18 protein-coding genes are annotated in these 16,817 nt (G+C 39.8%); 17 read left to right on the top strand and 1 reads right to left on the bottom strand.

Annotation, left to right across the window (positions count from 1 at the left end; translation table 11 throughout):
• Positions 1 to 138: 138 nt before the first annotated feature.
• Entirely contained in the window at positions 139 to 1,386 is a 1,248-nt protein-coding gene (gene pbp3, locus H7U01_RS08775; RefSeq protein ID WP_173017859.1) for a D-alanyl-D-alanine carboxypeptidase PBP3, read from the bottom strand.
• Positions 1,387 to 1,595: 209 nt separating this feature from the next.
• Between pbp3 and pnp the strand changes: the two genes are divergently transcribed.
• The 17 genes from pnp to srtB all read left to right on the top strand — a co-directional run bounded on the left by pnp (position 1,596) and on the right by srtB (position 16,726).
• Positions 1,596 to 3,833 (top strand): polyribonucleotide nucleotidyltransferase, encoded by a 2,238-nt coding sequence (gene pnp, locus H7U01_RS08770; RefSeq protein WP_201041457.1) that lies wholly within the window; start codon positions 1,596 to 1,598, stop codon positions 3,831 to 3,833.
• Positions 3,830 to 4,600, top strand: coding sequence for an SseB family protein (locus H7U01_RS08765; protein ID WP_060971525.1), 771 nt, complete (start codon positions 3,830 to 3,832; stop codon positions 4,598 to 4,600). Before pnp ends, H7U01_RS08765 begins: the two co-directional genes overlap by 4 nt.
• Positions 4,601 to 4,685: 85 nt before the next feature.
• Entirely contained in the window at positions 4,686 to 5,306 is a 621-nt protein-coding gene (gene cysE, locus H7U01_RS08760) for a serine O-acetyltransferase (protein WP_014633706.1), read from the top strand.
• 376 nt (positions 5,307 to 5,682) lie between these two features.
• Positions 5,683 to 7,026 carry a cysteine--tRNA ligase gene (cysS, locus tag H7U01_RS08755; protein WP_201041456.1) on the top strand — a complete coding sequence of 448 codons (1,344 nt, stop codon included), beginning with the start codon at positions 5,683 to 5,685 and terminating at the stop codon, positions 7,024 to 7,026.
• On the top strand, positions 7,019 to 7,420 hold the full coding sequence (locus H7U01_RS08750) for a Mini-ribonuclease 3 (protein ID WP_037599742.1): 402 nt from the start codon (positions 7,019 to 7,021) through the stop codon (positions 7,418 to 7,420). Before cysS ends, H7U01_RS08750 begins: the two co-directional genes overlap by 8 nt.
• 288 nt (positions 7,421 to 7,708) lie before the next feature.
• Complete coding sequence (locus H7U01_RS08745; RefSeq protein WP_037603293.1) at positions 7,709 to 9,382, top strand: hypothetical protein; 1,674 nt, start codon at positions 7,709 to 7,711, stop codon at positions 9,380 to 9,382.
• Positions 9,383 to 9,429: 47 nt separating this feature from the next.
• Complete coding sequence (gene rlmB, locus H7U01_RS08740; protein WP_002886369.1) at positions 9,430 to 10,173, top strand: 23S rRNA (guanosine(2251)-2'-O)-methyltransferase RlmB; 744 nt, start codon at positions 9,430 to 9,432, stop codon at positions 10,171 to 10,173.
• Between the two features lie 2 nt (positions 10,174 to 10,175).
• On the top strand, positions 10,176 to 10,691 hold the full coding sequence (locus tag H7U01_RS08735) for an NYN domain-containing protein (protein ID WP_002889631.1): 516 nt from the start codon (positions 10,176 to 10,178) through the stop codon (positions 10,689 to 10,691).
• Between the two features lie 8 nt (positions 10,692 to 10,699).
• Positions 10,700 to 11,560: a DegV family protein gene (locus tag H7U01_RS08730; RefSeq protein WP_073689846.1), complete on the top strand. Its 861-nt coding sequence runs from the start codon at positions 10,700 to 10,702 to the stop codon at positions 11,558 to 11,560.
• A gap of 151 nt (positions 11,561 to 11,711) precedes the next feature.
• Positions 11,712 to 12,182, top strand: a complete 471-nt coding sequence (locus tag H7U01_RS08725) for a hypothetical protein (protein ID WP_073689847.1) — start codon at positions 11,712 to 11,714, stop codon at positions 12,180 to 12,182.
• 9 nt (positions 12,183 to 12,191) lie between these two features.
• Positions 12,192 to 12,392, top strand: a complete 201-nt coding sequence (locus H7U01_RS08720; RefSeq protein ID WP_002886373.1) for a helix-turn-helix transcriptional regulator — start codon at positions 12,192 to 12,194, stop codon at positions 12,390 to 12,392.
• 250 nt (positions 12,393 to 12,642) lie between these two features.
• A complete protein-coding gene (gene rplM / locus H7U01_RS08715; RefSeq protein ID WP_002886374.1) occupies positions 12,643 to 13,089 on the top strand; it encodes a 50S ribosomal protein L13 in 447 nt (148 codons plus the stop codon).
• A gap of 27 nt (positions 13,090 to 13,116) precedes the next feature.
• On the top strand, positions 13,117 to 13,509 hold the full coding sequence (gene rpsI / locus H7U01_RS08710) for a 30S ribosomal protein S9 (RefSeq protein WP_002888293.1): 393 nt from the start codon (positions 13,117 to 13,119) through the stop codon (positions 13,507 to 13,509).
• A 390-nt stretch (positions 13,510 to 13,899) separates the two neighbouring features.
• Positions 13,900 to 14,481 carry a hypothetical protein gene (locus H7U01_RS08705; protein WP_021143452.1) on the top strand — a complete coding sequence of 194 codons (582 nt, stop codon included), beginning with the start codon at positions 13,900 to 13,902 and terminating at the stop codon, positions 14,479 to 14,481.
• A 3-nt stretch (positions 14,482 to 14,484) separates the two neighbouring features.
• Positions 14,485 to 14,694: a helix-turn-helix transcriptional regulator gene (locus H7U01_RS08700; protein ID WP_002886384.1), complete on the top strand. Its 210-nt coding sequence runs from the start codon at positions 14,485 to 14,487 to the stop codon at positions 14,692 to 14,694.
• Positions 14,695 to 15,385: 691 nt separating this feature from the next.
• Positions 15,386 to 15,802 carry an LPKTxAVK-anchored surface protein gene (locus H7U01_RS08695; protein WP_021143454.1) on the top strand — a complete coding sequence of 139 codons (417 nt, stop codon included), beginning with the start codon at positions 15,386 to 15,388 and terminating at the stop codon, positions 15,800 to 15,802.
• 87 nt (positions 15,803 to 15,889) lie between these two features.
• Positions 15,890 to 16,726, top strand: a complete 837-nt coding sequence (gene srtB, locus H7U01_RS08690) for a class B sortase, LPKTxAVK-specific (RefSeq protein ID WP_002889691.1) — start codon at positions 15,890 to 15,892, stop codon at positions 16,724 to 16,726.
• Positions 16,727 to 16,817: the final 91 nt, after the last annotated feature.

The raw sequence follows: 16,817 nt of genomic DNA, 5'->3' as shown, positions 1-16,817 counted from the left end.
TTCCTTCATGTATTTTGGATATTTATTATACCACATTTTGAGAGGAACATAAGGTGTAGAGAAGGGGCATTTACTAACAGGACTAATTTTGAAGGCAAGATAAAACTACCTTTTGATATCTAAAAGGTAGTTTTGTGTTTACTTATTTCCTGTAAAGAAATTAACGATATGGTTCCACCAAACTTTTAAGAAGAAACTTTTCTTGATAGATTGGTTGGCTGTTACCGAAATTTGAGGCGGATCAGAGATGTAACCTGTTCCTACGAGATTCTTATCATCAAAGGTTGCTGTTCCAATAGTGTCACCTTTTTTGATAGGTGCTGTTATGGTTTTTGCTTTGATTTTAACAGCATCATTTTTGCTGTTTATTTTTTGAATGACTGTAAGGTCTGACTCGAGCTTAGCAGAGATGGTTTGACGGTCTCCATCGGCTACCTTAATATCATTTTTCTTGACGATTTGTCCTTTGGTGTTGAGGGTTTTGATTTCCCAGTTTTGAGTCACATAATCTAGCAACTCATTTGTGGCTGTGAATCGAGCAGCTTCATCCTCTCCGCCATTGTCCGCATTCATAACAACTGTAATCAAACTCATGCCATTTTCATTGGAGTGGGCTACAAAGGATGCCCCTGCAAGTTCGGTTGTTCCAGTCTTGAGTCCATCAACGCCTTCACGGTAGTTGTCTTGCCCCTCCAACATGTAGTTGTGGGTCGTTAATTTGTTGTCACCTTCGAAGTCAGTTTCGGTTTGCTTGGTGATTTCAAGTACCTGAGGATAGTCTTTGATGAGGTGGTCCGCAATAATTGCAACATCTAGGGCGCTCATCGTATTCTCGTCATCTGGTTTTGAGCCAGGATAGCGGTTATCCCCAAGATATTTATTATTTAGACCAGAAGCGTTAAATAATTTAGCATCTGTAATGCCCCATTCTTTTAGTTGGGCTGTCATAGTGTCAACGAAGGCACTCTCTGATCCTGAGATTTTTTCAGCCAGAGCAATAGCAGCACTGTTAGCGCTGGAAATGAGGGTGGCATCTAGGAGTTGTTTAACAGTGTATTTTCGGGAATCCAGTGGGACATTTGAAACTTCTGAATCAACGGTTAAGTTGAAAGGATAGTCTGAAATATCTACTTCAGTGTCCCAGGTAATTTTTCCTTGATCAACTGCTTTATAGACCATGTAGGCTGTTAGGATTTTAGTCATTGAAGCCACACCATCAGGGGTAGTGGCGTCCTTTTCATAGAGGACTTTTCCTGTAGTTGCTTCGATAGCAATCGCATGTTTAGCGGAAACATTGAAGTCATCTGTCTGTTCTTGTGCTAGAGCAGGTGTTACTAGGCCTAGTAAGATTAAGGCAATCATGATGATGTGTTGTAATTTTTTCATAGTCATTCCTTTGTCTCTCATAGGTGTTTATTATATCACAAAACGACTTAAATATCTGAGAGAAAGGGAATCTTAGCTGCTAACTTATGCTGGAGCTCTGCCATTTTTGACTATATTATGGTAAAATGAAAGTTATATCAAATGAATGACATAAAGTTGACCGGTTCATTTTTATAAGGGCTGGTCATGGATAAAAAGAGGGATCAAACATGGCTAAACAAACTTTTGAGATGACCTTTGCAGGACGCCCGCTTGTCGTTGAAGTTGGGCAGGTAGCCAAGCAGGCTAATGGTGCTGTCGTCGTGCGTTATGGAGATACAACGGTATTATCAACAGCTGTTATGTCTAAAAAGATGGCAACTGCAGATTTCTTTCCTTTACAGGTTAATTATGAGGAAAAAATGTATGCAGCTGGTAAGTTCCCGGGGGGCTTTAACAAGCGTGAGGGTCGTCCTTCAACAGATGCCACGTTGACTGCTCGCCTCATTGACCGTCCTATTCGTCCTATGTTTGCGGAAGGCTTCCGAAATGAAGTTCAAGTCATTAACACCGTCCTCTCTTATGATGAGAATGCTAGTGCTCCGATGGCAGCTATGTTTGGCAGCTCTTTAGCTCTTTCTATTTCTGACATTCCTTTCAATGGTCCGATTGCTGGGGTTCAAGTGGCCTATGCCGCAGAAGATTTCATCATCAACCCAAGTGCAGCGGATAAGGAAATTTCACTTTTAGACTTGACAGTGGCAGGTACCAAGGAAGCTATCAATATGGTAGAGTCGGGTGCTCAGGAATTGTCTGAGGATATTATGTTGCAAGCACTCTTGAAGGGACATGAGGCTATTCAAGAGTTGGTTGATTTCCAAAATTATATCGTTGCAGCTGTTGGTAAGGAAAAGGCTGAGGTTGAACTTCTACAAGTTGATGCTGATTTGAAAGTCGAAATCGAAACGGCTTATTGTGATCAGTTAGCTAAGGCTGTTCAGGTGGAAGAAAAACTGGCGCGTGAAGCAGCAACTCAGGCTGTAAAAGAAGAAGTCCTCGCCTCTTATCAAGAACGCTTTGCAGAAGATGAAGATAAGGAAACCATTCTGCGTGATGTAGCAGAAATCCTTGAGCAGATGGAACATGCTGAAGTACGCCGTCTCATTACCGAGGATAAGGTTCGTCCAGATGGTCGTCGTGTGGATGAAATCCGTCCTTTGGACGCAGAGATTGACTTTCTTCCTAAGGTTCATGGTTCAGGTCTCTTTACACGTGGACAAACTCAAGCCTTGTCAGTTTTGACTTTAGCACCTATGAGTGATACACAACTTGTTGATGGTTTGGATCCAGAGTATAAGAAACGCTTCCTTCACCACTATAATTTCCCTCAGTATTCAGTGGGTGAAACAGGGCGTTACGGTGCACCAGGTCGACGTGAAATAGGTCACGGAGCCCTAGGTGAACGTGCCCTTGCTCAGGTTCTTCCAAGTGTTGAAGAGTTCCCTTATGCTATCCGTTTGGTAGCAGAAGTCTTGGAGTCAAATGGTTCTTCCTCACAAGCCTCTATTTGTGCAGGAACCTTGGCTCTTATGGCTGGTGGTGTACCGATTAAGGCGCCTGTTGCAGGGATAGCCATGGGGCTTATCTCAGATGGTACTAACTACACTGTCCTGACTGATATTCAAGGTTTAGAAGACCATTTTGGAGATATGGACTTTAAAGTAGCTGGTACACGTCAAGGAATTACAGCTCTTCAGATGGATATTAAGATTTCAGGTATTACACCTGCCATTCTCGAAGAGGCTTTGGCTCAAGCCAAGGTAGCTCGTTTTGAGATTCTTGACGTTATTGAGTCAGCAATCGCTGAGCCACGTCCAGAATTGGCACCAACAGCGCCTAAGATTGACAGTATTCAGATTCCTGTTGACAAGATTAAGGTTGTCATCGGTAAAGGTGGCGAAACGATTGACAAGATTATCGCTGAGACTGGTGTCACTATCGATATCGATGAAGAAGGTCTTGTTCAGATTTTCTCTAGTGATCAGGATGCCATTAACCGTGCTAAAGCTATCATCTTTGATCTTGTACGTGAAGCTAAGGTTGGAGAGGTTTACACTGTACCAGTTGTGCGTATTGAAAAGTTCGGTGCCTTTGTTCACCTCTTTAATAAGACAGATGCTCTTGTCCACATCTCAGAACTAGCTTGGGAACGCACTGAGCGTGTCGAAGATGTGGTTAAGGTTGGGGACATGGTAACTGTTAAAATTATCAAAATCGATGAAAAAGGACGTATCGATGCCTCAATCAAGACCTTGCTCCCTAAGCCTGAAAAGATTGAGGACGGGGAAAATAAAGGAGAGCATCGTCACCGCCGTCGTTCTCATCACAAACCACGCCACCATAATGAAAATGGTGAAGCACCGAAAAATCCTGATAAATCAGAAACGAAAGAACAGATAGAAGAATGACAGAAAATCAAGAATTGCAAGCTTTTGATGAAACTCTAAAAGAATTTTTAAAGGAACCAGACCACTTTTTGACCAGTCTGGCTTTGGTTAATCACCTACAACGTACTCCCGTCTTGGCTGCCCAAGACCTCTACGCAGTTGAAGTGGAAGGCAAGAAGGTTGTTCCTGTCTTCACTAGTGAACAGGACTTACAATCTTTCAAAGCTACTCAAGAGAGTGCTCGAGAACAGACTTGGATAGAACGTTCAAGCTTAGATATCCTAACACAACTGGTTCAGGCAGAGCTTTTTGGTATTGCTTTCAATTTAAAAGAGGATGGTGATTTCTCAAATACCACTCTGTTTGCAAGCAGTGAACTTATCCAGTTTATCAACTATTTCACTCAGACGCTCAATAACCTTTTGGGTGAGGAAAATCAAAAGGCGGATCCTGAAGATAAGATTTATCTTGTCCCAGCCTTCATTCACAAACGCGAGGAAGATGGTCAGGATGACCGTCTCTTTGCGACCATGTCGAATGCAGAGGGACAGAGTTATGTGCCTGTGTTTACGAACTTAACGAGCTTTGCAAAATGGTACGGTAACGAAACTTTTGGCCTACCTTTCCGTAAGGCTAAAGGGACGATTTTACAATGGCCACTGTCAGAAATTTACCAGCCTTCAACAGGTGAAAATGAGTTGGATAAGGTTCAAGGTATTGTCATCAATCCGTTTGATGAGCAGCCTGAGTTAGTCGACTGGTCTTATTTTGAAGGGGATAGCGAGTAGACCTAGTGTTCACAGCTTTCCACTTTAAAGAATAGTAGGGCTACAACAAACAATAATAGTAATAATGATGTAAGGAGTGACCTAAATGGGTTGGTGGAAAGAAAGTATTGATATAGTAAAGAAAAATGACCCAGCAGCTCGGACGAGTCTGGAGGTTCTTTTAACCTACCCTGGATTAAAAGCCTTGGCTGCTCATCGTATCTCACATTTTCTCTGGCGCCACCATTGTCGACTCTTAGCACGTATGCATAGTCAGTTTTGGCGCTTCTGGACTCAAATCGAGATTCACCCAGGGGCTCAGATTGCTGAAGGTGTTTTCATCGACCATGGCTCAGGCCTTGTCATTGGTGAGACAGCTGTTGTGGAGAAGGGTGCTATGCTTTACCACGGTGTCACTTTAGGTGGTACTGGTAAAGATGTCGGAAAACGTCACCCAACCGTTCGTGAGGGTGCCTTGGTTTCAGCCCATGCTCAGGTCATAGGCCCTATTGAGATTGGAAAGAATTCTAAGGTCGGTGCGGCAGCTGTGGTTGTTGCGGATGTCCCAGAAGATGTTACAGTCGTTGGTGTTCCTGCTAAGGTTGTGCGTGTTCATGGTCAAAAGGATGAAGAAGTTATTCACGATATTGAAGAAGGACGTGAATACTATAGCGAAAAACTAGAAGACCTTCTAAAAGCAGCTAGCTTCCACTCATCACGGCTATAAGGAAAGGAAACGATGAAACTATTTAGTTCAAAGGTGACTCGATTGACGGTCGTGGGCCCTCTTGCCCTTGTTTACATTGCTTTACATAGAGCAGACTATAGCATGGCAGCCTTGTGGTTTTGCATTGCTCTTTTATGGGCTGGTCTTGTTTTTAAGCAACGTCACAAGTAATACTTGAGTTATGAAAAATTTATTCAAAAACAATCCTTTTTTGGTCTTCTATATAGTTGGGAGTTTCCTTTCAGCTATGTCTCTCTTGGCTCAGGGTCAGCTGGTTGCGGCTATATGGATTATCATTCTTGTGATACTCTTGTGTTTATACCTAAACCATATCAAGGATAAAAAATAGTTTCCAGTTAATTGAAAGGAATCTCTAGTGATTAAAATTTATGATACGATGACGCGTTCGCTCCATGATTTTGTACCTTTGACAGAAAATGTTGTCAATATGTATGTCTGCGGACCAACAGTTTACAATTATATTCATATCGGAAATGCCCGTTCAGCAGTAGCTTTTGATACTATTCGTCGTTATTTTGAGTATTGTGGCTACACAGTCAACTATATTTCTAACTTTACGGATGTAGATGATAAGATTATCAAGGCAGCCAATGAAGCTGGCATTTCAACTAAAGAATTGTCGGACAAGTTTATCGCGGCTTTTATGGAAGATACTGCACAGCTTGGCATTAAACCAGCGACACAAAATCCTCGTGTTATTAACTACATGGATGAAATCATTGCATTTGTGTCAACCTTGGTTGACAAAGGTTTTGCCTATGTCTCTGAAGGTGATGTTTACTTCCGAGTAGCTAAGTCAAACAACTATGCTAAATTAGCTAACAAGACTTTGGAAGATCTTGAAATTGGTGCAAGCGGACGTACGGATGCTGAAACAGAACGTAAGGAGAATCCTCTGGATTTTGCCCTTTGGAAAGCTGCCAAAGAGGGAGAAGTTTCTTGGGACAGCCCGTGGGGACCTGGTCGTCCTGGTTGGCACATCGAATGTTCAGTTATGGCGACTGAAATCCTTGGAGATACCATCGACATCCATGGTGGAGGGGCAGACCTTGAGTTTCCACACCATACCAATGAAATTGCTCAATCAGAAGCCAAAACTGGCAAGACCTTCGCCAACTACTGGATGCACAACGGTTTTGTCAATGTGGACAATGAGAAAATGTCAAAATCCTTAGGTAACTTTGTAACGGTTCATGATATGCTTAAGACAGTCGATGGTCAAGTGCTTCGCTTCTTCCTAGCAACACAACAGTACCGTAAGCCAATTAACTTTACTGAAAAAGCTATTCATGATGCTGAAGTCAATCTTAAGTATTTGAAAAACACCCACAGTCTTCCCTTGACAGATCAGGTGAATCAAGATGAGTTGCAAACTTATCTTGAAGCCTTCCAAGAAGCTATGGATGATGACTTTAATACAGCGAATGGTGTGACTGTTCTGTTTGACATGGCCAAATGGATTAATTCAGGCAATTATGACCAAACCGTTAAGGATGCTTTTGAAAAAATGCTCCAAGTCTTCGGTATTGTTTTCGAAGAAGAAGTCCTTGATGCAGATATCGAAAAACTCATTGAAGAGCGTCAAGCGGCGCGTGCCAACAAGGACTTTGCGACAGCAGACCGCATTCGCGATGAGTTGGCTGCTCAAGGTATCAAACTTCTTGATACCAAGGATGGTGTGAGGTGGACACGTGACTAAACACCTTGATGTCAACCTTATTAATGGTATTGCTCTCGCTTTTGAGGGAGATGCTGTTTATTCCTTGTACATTCGCCGTCACCTGATTTTTCAAGGTCAGACCAAGCCAAATCAATTGCACCGTCTAGCTACACGCTATGTGTCGGCAAAGGCGCAAGCTAGTCTCATTGAAAAAATGCTAGAGCAAGAGCTTTTGACTGAAAAAGAGCTAGATATCTATAAACGAGGTCGTAATGCGAATAGTCACACCAAGGCTAAAAATACAGATGTCATTACCTACAAAATGTCAACAGGCTTCGAAGCAGTCATGGGCTATCTTCATATGACCGAGGATATTGCTCGCTTAGAGGAACTTATTGATTGGTGTATTGACGAAGTTGAAAAAGAAATCTAAAAATTCTGCCGAGAGCAGGATTTTTTGTTATTTAAAGGCTATAAAAATTGTGACAATTAGTTGAAGCTTCAAAATTTAGATTATTTGAGAATCAAAGTAATTCAGCGTCTTGACAATAAAAAATAAGATGAAACTAATATTTAGCACCTTGAAAATGAGAAAGTTAAGGGATGTCTAACACGTGTAAAACCCCGATATTATAGCTTTTTTAATAAAACTAATTTGACAGAAAGTAAAAAAAAAGTCTATAATATTAATAAATGAGGCCATCTAAAAATGAGGAGGTGAATGGAAATAGCTAAGAAAAAAGTTTTCTATACAACTTTTGCTGCTTTGATTTTATCTAGCTTTACGCTTCAAACAGGTAAAGCAGATGAAGTTCAGGTAAAATCTGATGAAGCTAAAATAGATTATGTTAATAGTGAGGCACCGACTCCAGTTGCTCCTCAAGCTGATCTTTCATCGGTAGGAGCTAAGGCAGAGCCAGCGAGTCAAGTAAGTTCAGTAGTGACCTCAACGTCACTGATGGTTGTCTCTTCAAGTGAGACAGATGAGGGGCTTCTTGAGGTACATTCTCAAGTTGATATCGTGGAGACTAGCGTTTCTACGACGACACCTCATTCAGAAGAGGCTCGTGCCCAAGCTTTTGGTGAGGATCGATCAGTAGCGGCGTCTGAACGAGGAGATGCAAACCCAACATCTGATTCTGAACAAGCTAAACCAAATATTGTGCTTACTTATGATAAGTCTCGTGAGGCTACAGCGACTGCAGAGTCACAAGCTGTGACTTCAATGTACAAGAGTGAAAGCACACTATATACATCCGAACTTGCTGGAAATACACATGCAGTTATTGAAAAATCAGAGTATTCTTCACTGGATTCTCATACGACATCTGTAAGTGCGACTCCTACTAGCCAAGCTATTGCAACTTCTGAAGTCGCTTCTGAGTCTGCAAGTACTGCAAGTTCGCTTGCATCTACGGCTCCAGAAACGAGTCAGTTAAATAATAATTCAGAAGATAGCTTAACTGTCCTCACGATTGGTTGGAAAGATTCATCATCAACTTCTGAGGTCTTTGAAACTTCTGAAGTGGTTTCTATGTTGCAAAGTGAGAGTTTGACCTATTCGTCAGAGGTAACCTTTACGGATGGACTCATCTCAGAAATCTTAGCGACTCCAATCACTTCTGAAGTTTACACCGTTGTTCCAAAACGAGACAGTACTGGAGCGCTTCTTGAAGATCAACCTGCTGTTACAGGGAATACAGACATTCTTTATTTAGCACGTGGTGAAATCTTTAACGTCAATTTTGATGTTAACAAGATGGAAGGTAAGAAGATTAAGGGGCTTAATCTAGTCCTTGATGGTAAACAAATTCATCATAGTTACTTTGTTGAAGGAACTCTGGATGAGGTCAATGCTGGTTTGAGTGCCTACCATTTGGCAGAACAAACGACTGGTATTCATAAAATGACCTTTGAGTTGATTGATACGAATAACAATATTCATTACCTGACACAGACTTTTAGCGTCTTCAATGAAGGCGAGCGTCCAGTGACACCTGATAGTTACCGTAGGAATCAGTATTCATCAACGACAACAACGACTGTACCGGTTACTTATAATACCAGTGCAAATAACTATACTGAGACCGCCAATCATATACAAGCTACGGCTGTTAATGAGTTGGCTGAGACAACTAGAGCGTTAACACAGCAATTAGCAGAACAAATTGCTGTGGTTTTGAGTGGTTGGTCTTCAGCGATTTCTGGAAATAGTTCAACAAGCACAGGTTCAATTGATATCTTCCAAGCAGCAGGTAAAACCATTACTCAAGCTGCGAGAAAGATTGCAGAATCAATCTCAGATCCAGATACAATTGGTAAGCAAGCTTTGGCTGCTGCAACTGTTGTTCTAGTTCTCCTAGTGCTTTATCTAGCAGCAATTACATTTATTTAACATGCTTTGCCCTCGTAAGAGGGCTTTTTTTATGATAGAATTAGCTTATGAAAACAACTAAAGAATCAAGTCTAGACATTGTTTATGGTGTGCACGCCGTAACAGAGAGTCTAGAAGCAAATACTGGTAATAAACTCTATATTCAAGATGATCTTCGAGGGAAAAATGTTGATGCCATTAAGGCCTTGGCAGCTGAAAAGAAGGTTTCCATCTCTTGGACACCTAAGAAAACCTTGTCTGATATGACAGGTGGGGCTGTGCATCAAGGTTTTGTTCTTCGTGTGTCAGAGTTCGCTTATTCTGAGCTCTCAGTTATTATGGATAAGGCTGAACAAGAGGAGAATCCTCTAGTCCTCATTTTAGATGGACTTAACGACCCTCATAACTTTGGTTCTATCCTACGTACAGCTGATGCTACTCAGGTGACAGGAGTTATTATTCCTAAGCATCGTGCTGTGGGGGTAACACCTGTCGTTGCCAAGACATCAACAGGGGCCGTGGAGCATATTCCCATTGCCCGAGTGACTAATCTTAGCCAAACTCTTGATAAGCTTAAAGAAGCAGGCTTCTGGGTGTTTGGAACGGATATGGATGGGACCCCATCTCATAAATGGAATACAGCTGGAAAGGTTGCCCTTATCATTGGTAATGAAGGTAAGGGAATCTCTGCTAACATCAAGAAACAAGTGGATGAGATGATTACTATACCCATGAGTGGTCATGTGCAGAGCCTTAATGCCAGTGTGGCAGCAGCAGTTCTCATGTATGAAGTTTATCGAAACCGATTGTAACTATGAAAAAAAGAATACTTCTAGTTGATGGTTATAATATGATTGCCTTTTGGCAAGAAACCCGTCAACTCTTTAAGACCAATCAGCTTGATGAAGCTCGTGAAACATTGCTTCGTAAGCTCAATCATTATGCTAACTTTGAACATATTGATATTATCTGTGTGTTTGATGCCCAGTTTGTTCCAGGGAGCCGTCAGCGTTATGATCAGTATCGTATCAGTGTTATTTTTACTGAGGAAGATGAGACAGCAGATAGCTATATTGAGCGCGCAGCGGCTGAGATGAATACTGTTCAAAATTTAGTTGAAGTAGCAACTAGTGACTTAAATGAACAGTGGGCTATCTTTTCACAAGGAGCTTTGCGTGTTTCGGCGCGTGAGTTGGAAGAGCGTGTCAATACTGTTAAGTCTGACTTAGACAAGATGTCGGCACATATTGACTTAAAGACACCAAAACTACGTCCATGGGACGATGCACAATTAGGGAAATTACAGGACCTTTTAAATGAAATAGAATAGAGGGACATATGACATTTAACATTTTGACAGATTCTACAGCAGATCTAGATGAAAAATGGGCTCAGGAGAATAAGGTAGAGCTCGTTGGTTTGACCATTACGCTTGATGATATTGCCTATGAAACCGTTGGTCCTAACCGTTTAACGAGTGACCGTCTCTTGGAACGTATGCAGGAAGGCAGTCAGCCGACTACTAGTCAAGTGAATGTTGGTCAATTTGAAGAGGTTTTTCGTCGTCACGCCAAAAATGGTGATGCCCTTCTTTATATTGCCTTTTCATCAGTGCTTTCAGGTACTTATCAAAGTGCTGTTATGGCGCGTGACATGATTTTGGATGAATACCCAGAAGCTGTCATTGAGATTGTAGATACTCTAGCGGCAGCAGGTGGGGAAGGTCATCTCTCTATCTTGGCGGCAGAAGCTCGTGACCAAGGTAAGAGCTTATCTGAAACGAAAGCCATGATTGAGGCTATTTTGCCAAGATTACGCACTTACTTCTTGGTTGACGATCTTTACCATTTGATGCGTGGGGGACGTCTCTCAAAGAGCTCAGCTATTATTGGTAGTTTGATTAATATTAAACCTCTCCTTTGGTTAGATGCTTCAGGCAAGTTGGTTCCTCTGGCTAAAATCCGTGGACGTAAAAAAGCCATTAAAGAAATGGTGCTGCAAGCTACTCAGGATATTGGACATAGCACAGCAATTCTCGCTTATGCCAATGATATTGAAGCGGCGGAGAATCTAAAAGAACAATTGTTAGCAGTTGACGACATTGAGCAAGTTCTCATTATGCCACTTGGGCCAGTCATCTCTACCCACGTTGGACCAGATACCTTGGCCGTCTTTACGATTGGTAAAGAAGTTAGATAGAAAAAGTGTCAGATAGGATTTCCTATCTGATTTTTGTTTTCTGAAATGATAGATTAATAGAATATAAAAAGATAATATATACAAAATGAATGATATATTTGACATAACGTAAAATAATGCTATAATGAATCTAGAAAATGGAGGAAACAAAATGAAGAAGTCAAAGAAAAAAGTAGCTAGCAAGATGGATGAACGTGCTCAGTTGATCAGCGGAGAATCTTCTGCTAGAGGTTATTGGATAGCCATGCTTGGTATGTTTGTAACGATTATGGTTGCTAGTAAGACACACTCCGTCGAATTAGTGCAGTCACTATTAATCATCACTTTCTTTGGTTCTATGTGCCTAGTATTAGTTCACAGCGTATCACGTAATGGGCATCCATGGTTGCTAGACAAAAAACTTGAGAAGAAGATGCTTATAATTTCCTGGGTAATGTGTTTTTTGGGAATTTTTATATTGCTAATGGGCCTCTTAAGTCTATTTCAGTCGTTTAAGATAGGGAAGAATCTTATGAGTAGTGTAGCATTTTTGACATTGGGTTTGACCCTTATTTGTGACTGCTGGGTTATTATTAAAAGAATTAAGAAAAACCGTTTGGAAGAGCTAGAAGACGAAGAGTAGGTTTTTTAAATGAAAAATTTAAAAATGAAGTCAGCGCGTGTAGCAAAGGATCTCACTCAACAGGGGTTGGCAGATGCTATAGGAGTCTCTCGTCAGACTATCTCAGCTATTGAAAAGGGAGACTACAACCCGACTATAAATCTGTGTATTGCTATCTGCAAAACTCTGGACAAAACTTTAGACCAGCTTTTTTGGGAATCTGAGGATTAATTTGTACCCCCTTAGAGGTTAATTAGGTATGATTTCTAGTCTTACACCTTATAAAATTAGAGACTAAAAAAATACAAAAAATAAAAGAAAAACACCTCCAAATGACTTGCCTTGGACGTGTTTTTTTGATATTATGTTAAACGGTATTGTTTACCCCATTTGAAAGGCCCCGGAACCTTCCAAATACTTTTCGATGGGAAGGAACACCCATCACTCGTAAACAAAAATCGAACTATATATAGGAGAAATCATGAACAAAACAACATTTATGGCTAAACCAGGCCAAGTTGAACGTAAATGGTATGTCGTTGACGCAACTGATGTGCCACTTGGACGTCTTTCTGCAGTAGTTGCTAGCGTACTTCGCGGAAAAAACAAACCAACTTTCACACCACACACTGATACAGGTGACTTCGTAATTGTTATCAATGCTGAAAAAGTCAAATTGACTGGTAAAAAAGCAACTGATAAGATCTACTACACTCACTCAATGTACCCAGGTGGATTGAAACAAATCTCAGCAGGTGAACTTCGTTCTAAAAATGCTGTTCGTTTGATTGAAAAATCAGTTAAAGGTATGCTTCCACACAACACTCTTGGACGCGCACAAGGTATGAAATTGAAAGTCTTCGTTGGCGGTGAGCACACTCACGCTGCACAACAACCAGAAGTACTTGATATCTCAGGACTTATCTAATTCTAAGAGGAAAGGAGCACTAATATAATGGCACAAGCACAATATGCAGGTACAGGACGCCGTAAAAACGCCGTTGCACGCGTACGTTTGGTTCCAGGTACTGGTAAAATCACAGTTAACAAAAAAGATGTAGAAGAATACATCCCACACGCAGACCTTCGTCTCGTTATCAACCAACCTTTCGCAGTTACTTCAACTGAAGGTTCATACGACGTACACGTTAACGTTGTAGGTGGTGGATACGCTGGTCAATCAGGTGCGATCCGTCACGGTATCGCTCGTGCACTTCTTCAAGTAGATCCAGACTTCCGCGATTCATTGAAACGCGCTGGACTTCTTACTCGTGATGCACGTATGGTTGAACGTAAGAAACCAGGTCTTAAGAAAGCTCGTAAAGCATCACAATTCTCAAAACGTTAATTCGTTGCTGGGAAGCACAATACAAACGAAAATACTTTGCAACTTGCAAGGTGTTTTTTGTATGAGAATTAGCGGTGCACAATTAGGATAGCTCTAGCGACTTTAGTCGCATAGAGATATGCTATGCATAGTTGCCCCAAGAAAACAAGCGAAGCGACATTTGATTGGATGGTAACCACTGCACTCAAAACGTTAATCGATACGATTATATCAACGTTTCAAAGCAATCAAGAGTTTACCTCATGGGTGCTTTTTTGTATAGATTTCTGAAAAATTGTTCAAAATTTTACTAGAGTTTTGTCTTCATCTTGAAATTCTTATAACAATGTGATATATTTATAACAGATAAGGTGTGATGTATTTATAACATGGTGAAAGAAGGTGACGAAAATGAAAATGTCGAAGAACTTAAAGATAATCCTTTATATCGCTAGCGTGCTTATTGTTGTATGTTTAGTTTTATTGCTGGGGAATCACCTACCGATTCTAGCAAAAGGTGCTATTATGACGATGTCTTGGCTTCCTACGTATTTGGCTTGTACGATGCAATCGGTCCTCTCAAAATCAACCTATCAAAAGAAAGAGAAAAATATGTTTGGGATTACTGCAAAATTATATACAGTGCTTGTACTTCTCTCGTCATCGATCTATACAATTGGAGTTTGGCTTCTAACTCCTGGTTCTTTGATTAAGAATATAATGTTAGGAATTGGATTAAGTGTTCAATTGTTATTAATGTTTTACTTCTTATTCAAGAGAATTAATGAAGAACCTGATGAACGATTTTATAGAAATATTGCAAAGTCCTCTTCCATTTTGTTTACAATAGCAATCTTTATATTATTGGGAATTGCAACCTTGATAGCCGTCTGTAAAGTTTTCGTTTTGAATGCTGGATTTCTTTATATTTTGGTGGCTTTTTTACTCTTATTATTTGCCATTACTTACTTTATCATTGAAAAAAGGGGATGAAATATGGCGAAAGAAAGTAAAATAAAGACTAACTTGAAAGAAGTAAGGGAAGCTTATGGTATGACTCAACAAGATTTAGCAGATCAAGTAGGAATACGGAGAGAAACGATTGTTCACTTAGAAAATAACCGCTACAACCCTTCGTTGGAAATGGCTTTAAAAATAGCACAAGTCTTTAATAAACAAGTGGAAGAACTATTTCGTCTGAAATAAGAGAAGTAAAATAATCCAATTGATTTGTGTATTAGTTTTTTGGAGACTTGTTATTCTGAGAAGAGGTCTTGGTAAGAGGGAGTGTTTTCAAAGGAATTTTCTTGACTTCACCTTAGTTGAAACGCTTTTAAAAATAAGATAATAGTTTATTTTTCAAGCATTTTAACCCAATAATAGAACTTTTTAGGCCGAAATACTTTCAAAAATGCTAATGTTTCTCTAATCTATTCAATTTTGAGGTCTTGCATATTATGTAGTTATCATACAAAAGCGCTCAAAGTGAATGAGTACATTCATTTGAAAGATGGTATTGTTATATACTTCAAACATATTATCAGTAAAGGGTTTTATATGTCTATTAAATATCTCTTGATTTTTGGCCAAAAAACTTCACATAATAATGAATGTATATTTTACAAATTATGCTTTTATATATGATTTAAATTTGTATTTAAACTTAGCAGAGGACGTAATAAATTACCTAAAATAACATTAAAATTAAAAATGATTAATTATTACTATTTGGTAACAGACTTCAAAAACCCTTTGTTTGTAGGAATTGTAGGATATATTAAAAATTTAAAAAAGTTTTTAAAAATTGTTGACATATCTCTAAATAGTGTTATAATCTATAAATGTCAGGGAGGTCCTGATACTAAATATATAATAATCCATTAGAGGAGAAACAATTATGAAAAAAGTATTGCTTACATCAGCTGCAGTTCTTGCAGTATTCGCTTCATCAGCAGCAGTTTTCGCTAACGACGGTAACGTTCACACTGGAAACCTTGATAACAAAACTGAAGCAACTGGTGGTGACTTCTTCACAAACAACGAAGGTGGTCTTACTCAAGCTGCTAAAGATGGTCTTAACAACGTTGACGCAGATTCAACTAAACAAAAATTTGAAGATGCTGGTGAACACATCGAACCAAAACGTGATGCTAACGGAAACATCATCAAAGATGAATTTGTAGTTACTGATAAAGCTAACGCTAACAAAGACGCTAAAGAAGAAGCTAAAGCTGTTAAAGCTGCAGAACAAAAAGCTCCAGCAGCAGCTAAAGCTGACGCTAAAGCTCTTCCAAACACAGCAGCAGTTAAATAATTAACTGTTATTGTTAAAAAAGAATATCACTGGAGCTCAAGCTTCGGTGATATTTTTCTATGGATAAAGAAAAGGATTTGACATTTCATGAGTAATCACAATCGTAAATCTAATGGATCTCGCAATAAACTGATTGCTGGAATTTCTGCCGTAGTAATTGCTGCTTTGGCTATCTTCCTTGGCTTCCAGTTTATGTCTCCAACAGCATCATCCTCTAATGGTGTTAAGAGTGTTTTAACGACTAAAAAAGCAAACACTTATAAAGTTTCAGATGAGGAGAAAGCTTACCTCAAAAATAAATTTGATGGTCTTGAGGCAACAAACCCTGATACTATCGCTTATGTCTATGCACCAGGGACTAAATTGGATGAGCCGGTTGTTCAAACAACGGACAATTCAACCTATTTAGATAAAACATTCGATGGAGGAAACGTTCCATATTTGGGAACTGTCTTCATGGATACAGACAATAAGAAAGATTTCAGCGATCGTTTGACTTGGCTCTTCGGTCATGCTCGAGGAAGTAAGGTTGCTGATAGTCGTATGTTCAACGACGTTAACTACTATAGTGATCAGTCATTCTTTGACAAACACAAATATGTTGTTATTGAGACACCTCAACGTAAGTACTATTACGAAGCACTTGCTATGGTAATTGTGCCTGAAGATACAGCTTTCTATCGTACATCATTTGAAAGCGATAAAGACTTTAAACAACAGTTGGATATTATCTATGATCAAGCAAGTGTTAAAAACAAGGATTTGAAGGTTAGTGCTTCAGATAAATACCTCGTTCTTTCGACTTGTCGTGAGGAAGATGAAACAATTCGTGCCAATCTCTACTTACGTCAAATTCCAGACTCTGAAATGTCTGATTTTGTAGCTAAACACGGTAAAGATTTGGAATACACACCAACACGCTAATCATTAACAAAACTCTACTTCATACTGAAGTAGAGTTTTTTATCTTGTCTAAGAAAACTGATCTTTTCAATCGTCGTGGAATTGAGATGTA

Source organism: Streptococcus sp. 21.1 (assembly GCF_016648635.1).
In the GTDB taxonomy this organism is placed as follows: domain Bacteria; phylum Bacillota; class Bacilli; order Lactobacillales; family Streptococcaceae; genus Streptococcus.
This window is presented reverse-complemented; position numbering and strand designations above follow the sequence as displayed.

Bases quoted from the DNA above. Each gene is read 5' to 3' on its own strand.
- rlmB (WP_002886369.1), top strand. From the start codon at position 9,430: ATGAAAACAACTAAAGAATCAAGTCTAGACATTGTTTATGGTGTGCAC.
- H7U01_RS08745 (WP_037603293.1), top strand. From the start codon at position 7,709: ATGGAAATAGCTAAGAAAAAAGTTTTCTATACAACTTTTGCTGCTTTG.
- rpsI (WP_002888293.1), top strand. From the start codon at position 13,117: ATGGCACAAGCACAATATGCAGGTACAGGACGCCGTAAAAACGCCGTT.
- H7U01_RS08720 (WP_002886373.1), top strand. From the start codon at position 12,192: ATGAAAAATTTAAAAATGAAGTCAGCGCGTGTAGCAAAGGATCTCACT.
- H7U01_RS08700 (WP_002886384.1), top strand. From the start codon at position 14,485: ATGGCGAAAGAAAGTAAAATAAAGACTAACTTGAAAGAAGTAAGGGAA.
- srtB (WP_002889691.1), top strand. From the start codon at position 15,890: ATGAGTAATCACAATCGTAAATCTAATGGATCTCGCAATAAACTGATT.
- H7U01_RS08705 (WP_021143452.1), top strand. From the start codon at position 13,900: ATGAAAATGTCGAAGAACTTAAAGATAATCCTTTATATCGCTAGCGTG.
- H7U01_RS08730 (WP_073689846.1), top strand. From the start codon at position 10,700: ATGACATTTAACATTTTGACAGATTCTACAGCAGATCTAGATGAAAAA.
- H7U01_RS08735 (WP_002889631.1), top strand. From the start codon at position 10,176: ATGAAAAAAAGAATACTTCTAGTTGATGGTTATAATATGATTGCCTTT.
- pbp3 (WP_173017859.1), bottom strand. From the start codon at position 1,386: ATGAAAAAATTACAACACATCATCATGATTGCCTTAATCTTACTAGGC.
- cysE (WP_014633706.1), top strand. From the start codon at position 4,686: ATGGGTTGGTGGAAAGAAAGTATTGATATAGTAAAGAAAAATGACCCA.
- H7U01_RS08695 (WP_021143454.1), top strand. From the start codon at position 15,386: ATGAAAAAAGTATTGCTTACATCAGCTGCAGTTCTTGCAGTATTCGCT.
- H7U01_RS08765 (WP_060971525.1), top strand. From the start codon at position 3,830: ATGACAGAAAATCAAGAATTGCAAGCTTTTGATGAAACTCTAAAAGAA.
- rplM (WP_002886374.1), top strand. From the start codon at position 12,643: ATGAACAAAACAACATTTATGGCTAAACCAGGCCAAGTTGAACGTAAA.
- H7U01_RS08725 (WP_073689847.1), top strand. From the start codon at position 11,712: ATGAAGAAGTCAAAGAAAAAAGTAGCTAGCAAGATGGATGAACGTGCT.
- pnp (WP_201041457.1), top strand. From the start codon at position 1,596: ATGGCTAAACAAACTTTTGAGATGACCTTTGCAGGACGCCCGCTTGTC.